Raw genomic sequence first — 12,622 nt, 5'->3', positions numbered from 1 at the left:
GCGGTTGCAGGGCCAAAAGGCAAGGGGTCGCAACCGGGAACTCTCAGTCAGATACTGCTTGGCGCGAGGCGTCTTTGCGGTCAGATTGGCGGGCGGCTCAGGAGCACCAAAACGTCATGACCGCACATATTCAAACCGACCCCCGATCCAACCTGATCGGCGGTGCATGGATGATTACCGGAATGGCGCTGTTCGCGCTGGAGGACGCGCTGTTGAAAGGCGCCTCTGCCGCGTTGCCGATCTGGCAGATTCTGATTCTGTTCGGCGCCGGTGGAACGGTGATCTTTGCGGCGGTGGCCGTGTTGCGGGGTACGAATCTGTTTCACAGGGATGTGCTGTCCCGCCCGATGAAGGTGCGGGTGCTGTTCGAGATTCTGGGGCGGCTGTTCTATGTGCTGGCGATCACGCTGACGCCCTTGTCTGCGGCAACCGTGATCCTGCAGGCCACGCCTCTGGTCGTGGTCGCAGGCGCGGCGCTGTTCTTTGGCGAGGCCGTCGGCTGGCGCCGCTGGAGCGCCATTCTGATCGGCCTGATCGGCGTGGTGATCATTGTCCAACCGACCGGAGACAGTTTCTCGGCCCTATCCATCCTTGCGGTGCTGGGGATGCTGGGCTTTGCCGGGCGCGACCTGGCCAGCCGCGCCGCGCCCGCAACACTGGGGACCGAGGTGCTGGGGTTCTACGGCTTCCTCTGCATCGTTGTTGCCGGGCTGGCCTATCGGTTCTGGGAGGGCACACCGATGGCCCCGCTGGACCTGCACACAAACCTGCATGTGGGCGGCGCGATCCTGATGGGCACGGCGGCGTACGCGGCGCTGATGAAAGCCATGCGGACCGGTGAGGTCTCGGCCGTCACGCCCTTCCGCTATTCGCGGCTGTTGTTTGGTGTCGGTCTGGGCGTGGTCATGTTTGGCGAGCAGCTGGACCAGACCATGTGGATCGGCAGCGCGCTGATCGTGGCCTCGGGACTGTATATCCTATGGCGCGGGCGACAGGCCTAGCCCTTGTCGTGGAAGAAGTCATAGACCTTCTGCGCCAACCCGGCTGAAATCCCATCCACCGCTTTCAAGTCGGCCAGATTGGCGCGACTGACCGCTTTGGCGCTGCCGAAATGGGCCAGCAGGGCACGTTTGCGCGCCGCGCCCACACCGGGGATTTCATCCAATGGCGTCGCGCCCACGGCCTTGGCCCGTTTGGCGCGGTGGGTGCCAATGGCGAACCGGTGCGCCTCGTCCCGCAGACGCTGGATGAAATACAGCACGGGATCGTTGCGTTTCAGCGCAAAGGGGCGCTGACCGATGCGGTGGAACTCTTCCTTGCCGTGATCACGATCGACGCCTTTGGCGACACCGACCATAGGGATGTCTTCGACGCCGTGTTCGACCATGATCTCATGCACGGCGCTCACCTGCCCGGCACCGCCGTCGATCAGCAGAAGGTCGGGCCAGTGGCCTTTTTCGCGGTCGGGGTCTTCCTTTTGCAGGCGGGTGAAACGGCGGGTCAGGACCTCTTTCATCATGCCGAAATCGTCACCGGGGGTCAGGTCGTCGCCGCGGATGTTGAACTTGCGGTAGGCGTTTTTCATGAAGCCTTCGGGGCCCGCCACGATCATGCCGCCCACCGCATTGGTGCCCTGAATGTGAGAGTTGTCGTAGACCTCAATGCGGCCCGGAGGCGCATCCAGATCAAATGCCTCGGCCACACCGCGCAGCAGCTTGGCCTGCGTGGCGCTTTCCGACATGCGGCGGGCCAGAGACTCACGCGCATTGCGCAGGGCTCCGGCGACCAGCTCCTGTTTCTCGCCGCGCTGGGGCACGAGGATTTCGACCTTGCGGCCTGCCTTCTCGGACAGAGCCTCTTGCATCAGATCGGCGTTTTCGATCCCATCCGACAGGATCAACTGCCGCGGCGGTTCCTTGTTGTCGTAGAACTGGCCCAGAAAGGCCTCCATCACCTCGGCCGGGGACACATCCGCCCCAACCCGAGGATAGAAATCCTTGTTCCCCCAGTTCTGGTTGGCCCGGATAAAGAACACCTGAACGCAGGCCTGTCCGCTATCCATATAGAGGCCGATCACATCCGCCTCGGCCACGCCGCGCGGGTTGATGCCCTGGCTGGTCTGCACCTGCGTCAGCGCCCGGATACGGTCGCGCAGACCGGCAGCGCGTTCGAACTCCATCGCCTCAGACGCCGCCATCATCTGCTCGGCCAGATCCTCCTGCACCTTGGTCGAGCGGCCCGACAGGAATCGTTCGGCGTCGCGGACGCTTTCGCGGTAACCTTCTTCCGAGATCAGCCCGACACACGGCCCCGAACAACGTTTGATCTGATAGAGCAGACAGGGCCGTGTGCGGCTATCGAACATCGAATCCGAGCAGTTGCGCAGCAAGAACGCCTTCTGCAGCTGGTTCAGGGTCCGGTTCACGGCACCGGCGCTGGCGAAGGGGCCGAAATAGGCCCCCTTTTCCTTCTTCGCGCCACGATGTTTCTTGATCTGCGGATAGGCATGATCCTTGGCGACCAGAATATTCGGAAAGCTCTTATCGTCACGCAGCAGCACGTTGTACTTGGGCTTGAGCTGCTTGATCAGGTTCTGCTCCAGCAGCAGCGCCTCGGTCTCGGTCCGCGTGGTCAGGAACATCATCGAAGCGGTCGAGGCGATCATTTTCTCGATCCGCCCGGAATGACCAGGGCGCGTATAGTTCGACACCCGCGCCCGCAGATTCCGTGCTTTGCCGACATACAGAACCCGGCTGTCCGCATCCAACATCCGGTACACACCGGGCGAGCTGTCCAGCGTTTTCACATAGCGCTGGATGCAGGCATAGCCGGTGGGCTGAATGTCCGGATTTGATTCGTCCTGGGTCGTCATGGGCCTGAGATATGATTCCCTGACAATGGCTGCAATCTTGAGGCCCCCAGATCAAGAGAAAACAAATCCACGGTTTCTGTGGATAACTATGCAGATAAGTTTCCGGGGATGGCGAAATTCCCTTGTATACTTATGGATTCAATGAGTTGCACAAAAAATAGGCACATCTTTAAGCTGTTGTTTTTAGGCTATTTTATTTTGTGCACAAGACAAGCATATGAAAAAAAAGACAATTTTGTAACGGGCAGGTAACGCGAACGTGAGCAGTGCAAAACTTGCAGCAAATTTACCTATTCTACCCCCAGAACATCCGGCGTTTGCCAGCCCAGATGCTGCCCGCCATCCACGCATAAAAGCTGGCCGGTAACCGCGTGCGCATCCAGAAAATACCCCAGCGCGGCAGTGATATCCGAGGGGTTCGCGCCACGCTCCAGAACCGTGTTGGCGCGCTGTGCCTTGAAGTGATCTTCGGATTGCCGGTGCCCCTGAATCGTCGGTCCCGGACCAATCGCGTTGACGCGGATCGCAGGGGTCAAGGCCTGCGCGGCGGTACGGGTCAGTGCCCACAGGCCCATCTTGGCGATGGTGTAGGACATGAACTCGGGCGTCAGCTTGCGCACCCGCATATCGACCATGTTGACGATCAGCCCGGTGGCGACGGGTTCGCCCGCCTCATCCGTGCCGGGCGCCAGCCCTTGTGCTGCCATGGCCTGCGTCAAGACGAAGGGCGCGCGCAGGTTGCTGTCCATATGCCGGTCCCAGCTTTGCCGGGTGGCGGTGCTGATGTTGTCGTATTCAAAGATCGAGGCGTTGTTGACCAGACAGGTGACCGGCCCGCCCAGTGCCTCGGCCGCGCGGGGCAGCAGATCGCTGACCTGTGCCTCATCCAGCAGATCGGCCTGCAACGCCACTGCCTTGCGGCCCAGGGCCTGAACTTCGGTCACGGTCTCCTGCGCGGGCTGTTCCGAGGTGGCGTAATGCACGGCAACGTCATAGCCGCGGCGGGCCAGATACAGCGCCATGGCCCGGCCAAGGCGAATTCCGGCACCGGTCACTAACGCTCGGGTCATGGGTGTTCCCTCTCAGTCAATTCACGCCAGCAATACGATGACGTAGACCGCGTACAACAGAGTCAACACAACGCCCCAGATGCGCGTGATGTCCTGCTTGAAAAACACGAACGGGATCAACAGCAGCGAAGCGCCCAGCATGACCCACAGGTCGAACCGCAGGAACTCCGGGTCAACGGGAATCGGCCCGACCAGCGTGGCAATCCCGACAATGGCCAGCAGGTTGAACATGTTCGACCCAATCACATTGCCCAGCGCCACATCGGCCTGTCGCCGCAGCGCGGCCATTACCGTGGTCGCCAGTTCCGGCAAAGAGGTTCCGACCGCAATCAGCGTCAGGCCGATCACTGTTTCGCTGACGCCATAGGTGCGGGCGATCACCGTGGCGTATTCGACCAGCAGATGCGCGCCCATCGGCAGGCCGATCAGGCCCAGCACCAGATAGATCGAAATCTTCCAGTAGGCCATGTTGGGGTCGGCCTCTTCCAGGCCTTCCAAATCCTCATCATCGGCGCAGGCCTGACCGCAGGCTTTGCGGTGCGCATAAGCCTCGCGAAAGGCGTTCCACAGGATCAGACCCAATGCCGTCAGCAGAATCGCCCCGCTGAACAGGGTGAACACGCCGCAGAAGGCCAGCCCGATGAACAGGACCGAGGCCATCAGCATGAACACATAGTTCCTGTGGCTGTTGCATTCGCTGGTGTGCAGCGTCGACAGCAGGGCCGGAACGCCCAGAACCAGCAGGATATTCGCCGTATTCGACCCGACCACGTTACCCAGGGCGATCCCCGGCGCGTTTTCCTTGATCGCGCTGATGGCGATCAAAAGCTCGGGCGCCGAGGTGCCAAAGGCCACGATTGTCAGACTGACGATCAGCGCAGGCACGCCCAGACGCAGGCTCAGGTTTACCGCACCGCGCACCAGCGCGTCACCCGCCAGCAGCAGGATCAGCAACCCAAGGCCGGATAACAGCCATGCCGTCATGTACGGCCTCCTTTTTCGCAGGCACACGGGCCTTTACCGATCCTGAACCGCCCGCAGCGCGGGCATCTTGAGGATTGCAGCCGTTTCTGCCCCGGAAAGCGCAGCTTGCCGAACATCGCCAGCACGCCCATGGCGATCAGGAAAAGGGTGACAATCTTGATAATCACGTCACAAACCGAAACGCGCGTAAGCAGCACGCTCCTCAAACCCGGCGATGGCATCCTGCGCCAGTGACGCCCCGAACCGTGACCAGATCGGTTTGCGCAGCCCATAGCGGCGGAATTTGACCTTGTCGCCAAAACGTTCCTGCATCTTCGGTTTCAGATGCGCGATGCCGTCGATCAGGCCCAGTTCCTGCGCCCGCCGCGCCAGCCAGATTTCCCCGGTGAACAGGTCCTGGCTTTCGTCCAGCTTGCCGCCGCGCCGGGTTTTGACATGGGTGATGAAGTTCTCGTGGATATCGGCCAGCAGACGTTCCAGCCGTTCGACATCCTCTTTCTTTTCCGGCGCAAACGGGTCGAGCATGGATTTCGACTGCCCCGCCGTGTGCACGCGCCGCTCGATCCCCTGCCGCTTCAGCAGGACATGGGCGCCAAAGCCTGACGAAATCACTCCGATCGACCCCAATACCGAACTGTCATCGGCATAAATCTCATCGGCCGCAGCTGCCAGCCAGTACCCGCCCGAGGCCGCCACATCCTCGACAAACGCGATGACGGGGACATTCAGTTCATCAGACAGACGCCGGATTCGCGCGCCGATCAACGAGCTTTGCACCGGTGAACCGCCGGGCGAGTTGACCTCAAGCGCGACGGCGGCGGGTTTGCCCTTGCGAAAGGCTTTCTCAAGCACCGGGGCCAACGTGGTGTCGGACATCGACCCACGCCCGGCCATCCCGATGGCTCCGGACAGGCGCACGACGGCCACGCAGGGTTGCTTTTTAAGAAACGGCAGGCTGAGTTTCATGGATGCCGATGTAGAGTGCACCCAACCGGTAAACAAGGGACCGTTTGGCCGATAGTTGTGACGTGAACACATTTCCCAAGGTCAGTGGGCAAAAATGCAACGCCCGATACAACCTAGCTGCGAATGCGCCAACCAGTTTTGAAGATCCACCAGATAATGCCCAGACACAGGCCGGTAAACGCCACAATGGCCAGCAGGCTGAACCCGATCGGGACATCCGCCAATCCGTAGAACGACCACCGAAACCCCGAAATCAGATAGACCACCGGGTTGAACAGGGTGATGGTCTGCCACAGCGGTGGCAGCATCGAAATCGAGTAAAACGTCCCGCCCAGAAAGATCAGCGGCGTCACCACCAGTTGCGGCACCAGTGACATTTGTTCGAAATTGCTGGCCCAGATACCGATGATGAATCCCAGCAGCGAAAAACTGAGGCAGGTCAGGATCAGGAACGCCGCCATTGCAAACGGGTGTTCGATGCGTAAATCCACAAAAAATGAGGCTGTTGCGAGGATCACCAGCCCCACAAACAGCGCCTTGGTCGCCGCCGCGCCGACATAGCCGATCACGATCTCGATAAAGTTCACCGGGGCCGAGAGCAGTTCGTAGATCGTACCCAAAAACTTGGGGAAATAGATGCCGAAGGATGCGTTGGAAATCGCCAGCATCACCACCGACAGCATGATCAGCCCCGGCACGATGAAGGCGCCATAGGACACCCCCTCGACCTCTTGAATACGGCTGCCGATGGCGGTGCCGAACACTACGAAATACAGCGAGGTCGACAGGACCGGAGACAGAAAGCTCTGCGCCAATGTGCGGAAGAACCGGGCCATTTCGAACCGGTAGATGGCGGCGATGGCGGACCAGTTCATGCGGGCTCTCCGGACACCAGATTGACGAATATCTCTTCCAGACTCGACTGGCGGGTTTGCACGTCGCGCAACACCAGTCCGGCCTGCGCCACGTCATTCAGCAACGTGGTGATGCCGGTGCGGTCGGCGTGGGTGTCATAGGTATAGACCAGCGCATCCCCATTGCCATTCAGCGCCAGATTATGCGCCGCCAGACTGTCCGGGATGGCCTGGATCGGGTCGGCCAGCATCACCTCAAGCTGTTTCTTGCCCATCTGCGCCATCAGCGTGTCCTTGTCCTGCACCAGCAGCAGTTCACCCTTGTCGATGACACCGACGCGGTCGGCGATGGCCTCCGCTTCTTCGATATAGTGGGTGGTCAGGATGATGGTGACGCCAGCCCGTTTCAGCTCGGCCACGATCTCCCACATATCCTTGCGCAATTCGACATCGACCCCAGCGGTGGGCTCGTCCAGAAACAGCACGCGCGGCTCGTGCGCAAGTGCCTTGGCGATCAGCACCCGGCGCTTCATGCCACCCGACAGTTCCTTGATCGCGTTCTTGCGCTTGTCCCACAGGGACAGCTTGCGCAGAACATCCTCGATCATAGCATTGTCACGGCCCAGCCCGAACAGCCCGCGCGACAAGCGCACCGTGTTCCACACCTTTTCGAACGGCTCCAGCGCAATCTCCTGCGGCACCAGACCGATCATACGACGCGCGGCGCGGAAGTCGGCCTGGATGTCATGGCCACCCACCGTCACCGAACCCGAGGTCGGCGTGGTGATCCCGCAGATGGTCGAGATCAGCGTCGTCTTGCCCGCTCCGTTCGGGCCAAGCAGCGCCAGAATCTCCCCCTGCTCGATGTCCAGAGAAATGCCTTTCAGCGCCTCAAACCCGTCGGCATAGGATTTGCGCAGATCTTTGATCGAAAGAATGGTCGTCATGCAAGTTCCCTGTTCTGGCGGCGACCCTACCCCGGCCCACCGGCGCAGAACAGGCCAATTTCGCACAAGGCCCTGCGCTTTTTTGCGGGTTTGACCTCTGGCCTTGCAATTTACCGGCGATCCCGGAACCCTGCGGATAATCGAAGGGGGGACCATGCTGAACGGTATTCGGATCATTGAGATTGAGGGGCTGGGCCCTGCCCCTTTTGCCGCCATGTGGCTTGCGGATATGGGCGCCGACGTGATCACCATCCACCGCAAGGGACAGGCTGCAACGCCGGGAATGCCCGAACACTCGGTGCTGGATCGTGGCAAAAGGTCCATTGATCTGGACCTGAAAGACGCACGCGATCTGGAGATCGCCAAACGCCTGATCTCCTCGGCCGATGCTCTGATTGAAGGCTTCCGCCCCGGTGTGATGGAAAAACTCGGCCTCGGGCCGGAGCCCTGCCACCAAATGAACCCAAGGCTGGTCTACGGGCGGATGACCGGCTGGGGCCAGAACGGCCCCCTTTCGGACACAGCCGGGCATGACCTGAACTACATCGCTCTGTCCGGCGCGCTCTGGTACGCGTCTCAACCCAGCCAGCCCCCGCAAACCCCGGCCACTTTGGTCGGCGACATTGGCGGAGGCGCCATGTATCTGGTCGCGGGCCTTCTGGCCGGGCTGCTGAACGCGCAGAGAACGGGCCAAGGCACCGTGGTCGATGCCGCCATCTACGATGGTTCGGCGCATATGATGAACCTGCTCATGAGCCTGAACCAATCCGGAAACCTGTCGGAAACCCGCGGTCAAAGCCTGCTGGACGGCCCCCATTGGAGCCGCACCTATACCTGTTCCGACGGCGGCTTTGTGACGGTCCAATGCCTCGAACGCAAGTTCTACGCGCAGTTTCTGCAGAAAATGGGCCTGTCGGACGACCCCGGCTTCCAATCGCAATTCGATCCCGCGACATGGCCCGCCCTCACCCAACGCCTGTCTGACATCTTCGCCAGCAAACCGCGCGACCACTGGGCGGATCTTTTCCACGGTACCGATGCCTGCGTCGCGCCGGTCCTTAGTCCCATCGAAGCACACGCCCACCCGATGAACGCCGCCCGCCAGACGTGGCGCACGGCAGATGGCACCCTACAAGCCGCCGCCGCACCCAGATTCTCGACATCCGAATGGCACCCCAAAACCAGCCCCGCCCGCGGAGAACACCGTCACGACATTCTGGATGAACTCGACGCACAAAAGGCATCCGGCTCTTCATCTGTCTAAAAATATCCCGGGGGATGAATTGGCCGCAGGCCAAGAAGGGGGCTGGCCCCCTTCCCTTGTTTACCGCCCGCGCACCGTGTCGATCATCAACTGCACGTTTTCCGGATTCGCATCCGGCGTGATTCCATGACCAAGGTTGAAGATATGCGGCCCCTTCGAGAACGCCTCGACAATCCGCCGCGTCTCATCCACCAGGGCCTGCCCACCGGTCACCATATGCGACGAGGCCAGGTTGCCCTGTACACAGCCGTCAACCTGCACATGCTCGGCCGCCCATTCCGGCGACACCGAGTTGTCCAGCGCCACACAATCCACACCGGTCGCCTTGGCAAACCCGATATAGCCGTCACCCGCCTCACGCGGGAAGCCGATCACCGGGATACCGGGGTGGCGCGCCTTGATGGCCTGCGTGATCACGCGGCAAGGCTCGACCGCGTATTTCCGGAATGCTTCACCTTTCAGCGACCCGGCCCAGCTGTCGAAGATCTTGACCACCTCGGCCCCGGCTTCGATCTGCGCCGAGAGGTACTCGATGGTGGCCAGCGTGATCCGCTCCAGCAGCGCTTCGAACAAAGCAGTGTTTTCCTCGCGCAGCGCGTGGGCCGGGCCTTGATCCGGTGTGCCACGCCCGGCGATCATATAGGTCGCAACCGTCCAAGGCGCACCCGCAAACCCGATCAGGGTCGTCTCGGACGGCAATTCCCGCGACAGGATGCGGACTGTTTCATAGACCGGCGACAGGGTCTCGTGGATGGCTTCAACCGGTTTCAGCGCGTCGAATTCCGATTGCTGCGTGATCGTCGACAGGCGCGGGCCTTCTCCGGTGACGAACCACAGATCCGCGCCCAGCGCCTGCGGCACCAGCAGAATGTCGGCAAACAGAATCGCCGCATCGAACCCATAGCGGCGGATCGGCTGCAGGGTCACTTCGGCGGCCAGTTCCGGGTTGTAGCACAGCGACAGGAAATCCCCCGCCTGCGCCCGCGTCGCCCGATATTCCGGCAGATACCGCCCGGCCTGACGCATCATCCAGATCGGCGGCACATCCTGTACCTCGCCCGCCAGCGCCCGCAGCAGTTTCTTTGTCTCGGCCATCTTTTGCCCCCAATCATCTGGTTTGCCGCAACGGGTCTTCCTTCGGCGGCAATTTGTCAAGCCATGCCCCCATTGTCAGGGCAATGTGACGCGACTAAAGCTGTGCGCATGACACTGACCCTGCCCTCCCCCGACTCACCGCTCAAGATCGGCACCCGTGGTTCGCCCCTGGCGCTGGCACAAGCCTATGAAACCCGGCAACGGCTGGGAACGGCATTCGACCTGCCCGAAGAGGCGTTCGAGATTGTGGTGATCAAAACCACCGGCGACAACCGCGCCATGATCGACGCGGACCGCCCGCTGAAAGAAATCGGCAACAAGGGCCTGTTCACCAAGGAAATCGAAGAGGCGATGCTGAACGGCGGTATCGACATTGCGGTGCACTCTACCAAGGACATGCCGGTGGAGCAGCCCGAAGGTCTGGTGCTGGATACGTTCCTGCCCCGCGAGGATGTGCGCGACGCGTTCATCTCACCCAGCCTGAGCTCGATCCATGACCTGCCGCAGGGGGCCGTGGTCGGCACCTCATCGCTGCGCCGCCGGGCGCAATTGCTGAACCGGCGGCCTGATCTGAATGTGGTCGAGTTTCGTGGCAACGTGCAGACCCGCCTGAAGAAATTGGCCGACGGCGTGGCGGACTGCACGTTTCTGGCCATGGCCGGCATCCGCCGCCTGAATATGGAGGACGTCCCGGCCACGGCAATCGCGCCCGAGGACATGCTGCCCGCCATCGCGCAGGGTACGATCGGCATCGAACGCCGCAGCGACGATTCCCGTGCTGCGGGTATGCTCGAGGCGATCCACCACGCCGAAACCGGTCAGCGTCTTGCTGCGGAACGCGCTTTGCTGGCGGCGCTGGATGGCTCTTGTGAAACGCCCATTGCCGGGTTGGCCGAGATACAGGGCGGCCAGCTGCGCCTGCGCGGCGAAGTGCTGCGCCCCGACGGGTCCGAGGCGATATCCGAGGACATCACCGGCGCAATTGCCGACGGCGCCGAGATGGGCCGCGTCATGGCTGAGACCCTTCTGAAACAGGCAGGGCCGGGTTTTTTCGACTGGAGAGGCTGAAAAACTTATTCAATGTGAACAACTTCACTGTAACCAACATCCGGATCGGGCATAAATGAACCATACCGGTTGCGATGTTGGATCGGTCTCGAATAAGTCGAAAGTTTTTGTTCAGTTAACTTGATTAAGTGGTATTCGAGGGGGCGAGACCAACCTTGATATCCGATTGGTAAGGGCCGCTGTCACATTATGACAGCGGCCCACTTTATTCCGTTACAGCACCTCAGACCGCACTGATCGCCCGCACGGCGTGATCGACGGCCGACCGGGTCTGTTCCAGATCACCCTCGGTCACCGCCAGCGACGGGTAGAGCTTGCCCGGAGATTTGAATACCCCATGCGCACGCAACGTATCGTTGTAAAGCGCATTGCGGCTGGGGTCGTCATGATTGGCGCTGCGATAATCGCGGCAAGCGGCATCGGTGAAATAGATGTCAAACAGCGTCTCATCCCCGACGATCTGATGCGCAATACCGGCCTTGGTCAGCGCCGCCCCCTGCATCTGCTGCAACGCCGCTCCGGTCGCGCGGAGTTGGTCATAGACACCCTCACGCCGCAGAACCTCCATTGTCTTCAGCCCTGCGACCGAAGCCACCGGGTTGCCTGACAGGGTGCCCAACTGCATCAGCCAGCCCTCCTCGCCGACCTTGGCCTTGTCGAAATGCTGCATGATCTCGGCGCTGGCGCCCAGCGCGGCCAGAGGGAAGCCGCCGCCGATAATCTTGCCCAGCGTACAGATATCGGGCGTCACCCCGTATCTTTCCTGCGCACCGCCATAAGCCAGTCGGAATCCGGTGACTATCTCATCAAAAATCAGCAGGACGTTGTGCTTGTCACACAGATCACGCAGACCCTGCAGGTATCCGGGCAGCGGCGGGATGATCCGCTGCAGCGGTTCGACCATGATCGCGGCGATGTCGTCATGTTCATCCAGCAGGGCCGCGACGGCCTCAAGGTCGTTGTAGGGCGCGATCAGCATCTGTTCGGCCACGCTGTCGGGAATACCCGCACTGTCCGCCACCGCCTGAGGGAAATTGACCCGGCGGCTGGGGGCGAGGCTCATCTGCGCCTCGGCGCTCATGCCGTGATAACCGCCTTCGAATTTCAGGATCTTGTCGCGCCCGGTATAAGCGCGGGCTAGGCGGATGGCATACATATCCGCCTCACCACCCGAGGCGACAAACCGGACCTGTTCGCAACAAGGCACCGCCGCGACGATGGCTTCAGCCAATTCGATACCTTTGGAATTGTTGGCAAAGAAGGTCATGCCCTTGGGCAATTGTTCCAGCACGGCCTCCATCACCTCGGGGTGGCCATGGCCCAACAGCATGGGGCCAGAGCCAATCAGATAGTCGATATATTCATTGCCATCCTCATCCCAGACCCGGCTGCCTTGGCTGCGGGCGATGATGATACCGGGGTCGAAATTGCCAAATCCCCCGGCGGGCAGAACCTCGTTCGCGCGGGCGATCCATTCGGATTGGGTGTTGATCTTCAGCATC

12 protein-coding genes are annotated in these 12,622 nt (G+C 61.2%); 3 read left to right on the top strand and 9 right to left on the bottom strand.

Annotation, left to right across the window (positions count from 1 at the left end; all coding sequences use genetic code 11):
* The first annotated feature begins 116 nt into the window (after positions 1–116).
* The gene (locus ACR0DO_RS13000) at positions 117–1,001 is read left to right on the top strand and encodes a DMT family transporter (protein ID WP_480559299.1); all 885 of its coding nucleotides are present in this window, start codon (positions 117–119) and stop codon (positions 999–1,001) included.
* Here ACR0DO_RS13000 and uvrC read toward each other — a convergent pair.
* The 7 genes from uvrC to ACR0DO_RS12965 form a co-directional block, all read right to left on the bottom strand.
* Entirely contained in the window at positions 998–2,872 is a 1,875-nt protein-coding gene (gene uvrC, locus ACR0DO_RS12995) for an excinuclease ABC subunit UvrC (protein WP_480559297.1), read from the bottom strand. The two genes, ACR0DO_RS13000 and uvrC, sit on opposite strands and share 4 nt — an antisense overlap.
* 290 nt (positions 2,873–3,162) lie before the next feature.
* A complete protein-coding gene (locus ACR0DO_RS12990) occupies positions 3,163–3,942 on the bottom strand; it encodes an SDR family oxidoreductase (protein ID WP_170673673.1) in 780 nt (259 codons plus the stop codon).
* A gap of 21 nt (positions 3,943–3,963) precedes the next feature.
* Entirely contained in the window at positions 3,964–4,926 is a 963-nt protein-coding gene (locus ACR0DO_RS12985) for a calcium/sodium antiporter (RefSeq protein WP_480559294.1), read from the bottom strand.
* Complete coding sequence (locus tag ACR0DO_RS12980; RefSeq protein ID WP_170446400.1) at positions 4,923–5,093, bottom strand: hypothetical protein; 171 nt, start codon at positions 5,091–5,093, stop codon at positions 4,923–4,925. Before ACR0DO_RS12980 ends, ACR0DO_RS12985 begins: the two co-directional genes overlap by 4 nt.
* 1 nt (position 5,094) lies before the next feature.
* Complete coding sequence (locus tag ACR0DO_RS12975; RefSeq protein ID WP_480559292.1) at positions 5,095–5,892, bottom strand: S49 family peptidase; 798 nt, start codon at positions 5,890–5,892, stop codon at positions 5,095–5,097.
* Positions 5,893–6,005: 113 nt separating this feature from the next.
* Positions 6,006–6,767: an ABC transporter permease gene (locus ACR0DO_RS12970; protein ID WP_480559290.1), complete on the bottom strand. Its 762-nt coding sequence runs from the start codon at positions 6,765–6,767 to the stop codon at positions 6,006–6,008.
* The gene (locus ACR0DO_RS12965; RefSeq protein WP_170673685.1) at positions 6,764–7,693 is read right to left on the bottom strand and encodes an ABC transporter ATP-binding protein; all 930 of its coding nucleotides are present in this window, start codon (positions 7,691–7,693) and stop codon (positions 6,764–6,766) included. Before ACR0DO_RS12965 ends, ACR0DO_RS12970 begins: the two co-directional genes overlap by 4 nt.
* A gap of 154 nt (positions 7,694–7,847) precedes the next feature.
* Between ACR0DO_RS12965 and ACR0DO_RS12960 the strand changes: the two genes are divergently transcribed.
* Positions 7,848–8,957: a CaiB/BaiF CoA transferase family protein gene (locus tag ACR0DO_RS12960; RefSeq protein WP_480559288.1), complete on the top strand. Its 1,110-nt coding sequence runs from the start codon at positions 7,848–7,850 to the stop codon at positions 8,955–8,957.
* 60 nt (positions 8,958–9,017) lie between these two features.
* Here ACR0DO_RS12960 and hemE read toward each other — a convergent pair whose 3' ends face one another.
* Complete coding sequence (gene hemE / locus ACR0DO_RS12955) at positions 9,018–10,052, bottom strand: uroporphyrinogen decarboxylase (RefSeq protein WP_480559286.1); 1,035 nt, start codon at positions 10,050–10,052, stop codon at positions 9,018–9,020.
* Positions 10,053–10,160: 108 nt separating this feature from the next.
* Between hemE and hemC the strand changes: the two genes are divergently transcribed.
* Complete coding sequence (gene hemC, locus ACR0DO_RS12950) at positions 10,161–11,120, top strand: hydroxymethylbilane synthase (protein WP_480559284.1); 960 nt, start codon at positions 10,161–10,163, stop codon at positions 11,118–11,120.
* 223 nt (positions 11,121–11,343) lie between these two features.
* Here hemC and ACR0DO_RS12945 read toward each other — a convergent pair whose 3' ends face one another.
* A complete protein-coding gene (locus tag ACR0DO_RS12945; protein WP_480559282.1) occupies positions 11,344–12,621 on the bottom strand; it encodes an aspartate aminotransferase family protein in 1,278 nt (425 codons plus the stop codon).
* Position 12,622 lies beyond the last annotated feature (1 nt).

The organism is Ruegeria sp. AM9 (genome assembly GCF_056540565.1).
Note: the sequence above shows the minus strand (reverse complement) of the source record. Positions and strands in the feature narration are given on the sequence as shown.

What these genes read in the sequence shown, in the direction of transcription:
- ACR0DO_RS13000 (WP_480559299.1), top strand. Translation starts at nt 117, where the DNA reads ATGACCGCACATATTCAAACCGACCCCCGATCCAACCTGATCGGCGGT.
- uvrC (WP_480559297.1), bottom strand. Translation starts at nt 2,872, where the DNA reads ATGACGACCCAGGACGAATCAAATCCGGACATTCAGCCCACCGGCTAT.
- ACR0DO_RS12990 (WP_170673673.1), bottom strand. Translation starts at nt 3,942, where the DNA reads ATGACCCGAGCGTTAGTGACCGGTGCCGGAATTCGCCTTGGCCGGGCC.
- ACR0DO_RS12985 (WP_480559294.1), bottom strand. Translation starts at nt 4,926, where the DNA reads ATGACGGCATGGCTGTTATCCGGCCTTGGGTTGCTGATCCTGCTGCTG.
- ACR0DO_RS12975 (WP_480559292.1), bottom strand. Translation starts at nt 5,892, where the DNA reads ATGAAACTCAGCCTGCCGTTTCTTAAAAAGCAACCCTGCGTGGCCGTC.
- ACR0DO_RS12970 (WP_480559290.1), bottom strand. Translation starts at nt 6,767, where the DNA reads ATGAACTGGTCCGCCATCGCCGCCATCTACCGGTTCGAAATGGCCCGG.
- ACR0DO_RS12965 (WP_170673685.1), bottom strand. Translation starts at nt 7,693, where the DNA reads ATGACGACCATTCTTTCGATCAAAGATCTGCGCAAATCCTATGCCGAC.
- ACR0DO_RS12960 (WP_480559288.1), top strand. Translation starts at nt 7,848, where the DNA reads ATGCTGAACGGTATTCGGATCATTGAGATTGAGGGGCTGGGCCCTGCC.
- hemE (WP_480559286.1), bottom strand. Translation starts at nt 10,052, where the DNA reads ATGGCCGAGACAAAGAAACTGCTGCGGGCGCTGGCGGGCGAGGTACAG.
- hemC (WP_480559284.1), top strand. Translation starts at nt 10,161, where the DNA reads ATGACACTGACCCTGCCCTCCCCCGACTCACCGCTCAAGATCGGCACC.
- ACR0DO_RS12945 (WP_480559282.1), bottom strand. Translation starts at nt 12,621, where the DNA reads ATGCTGAAGATCAACACCCAATCCGAATGGATCGCCCGCGCGAACGAG.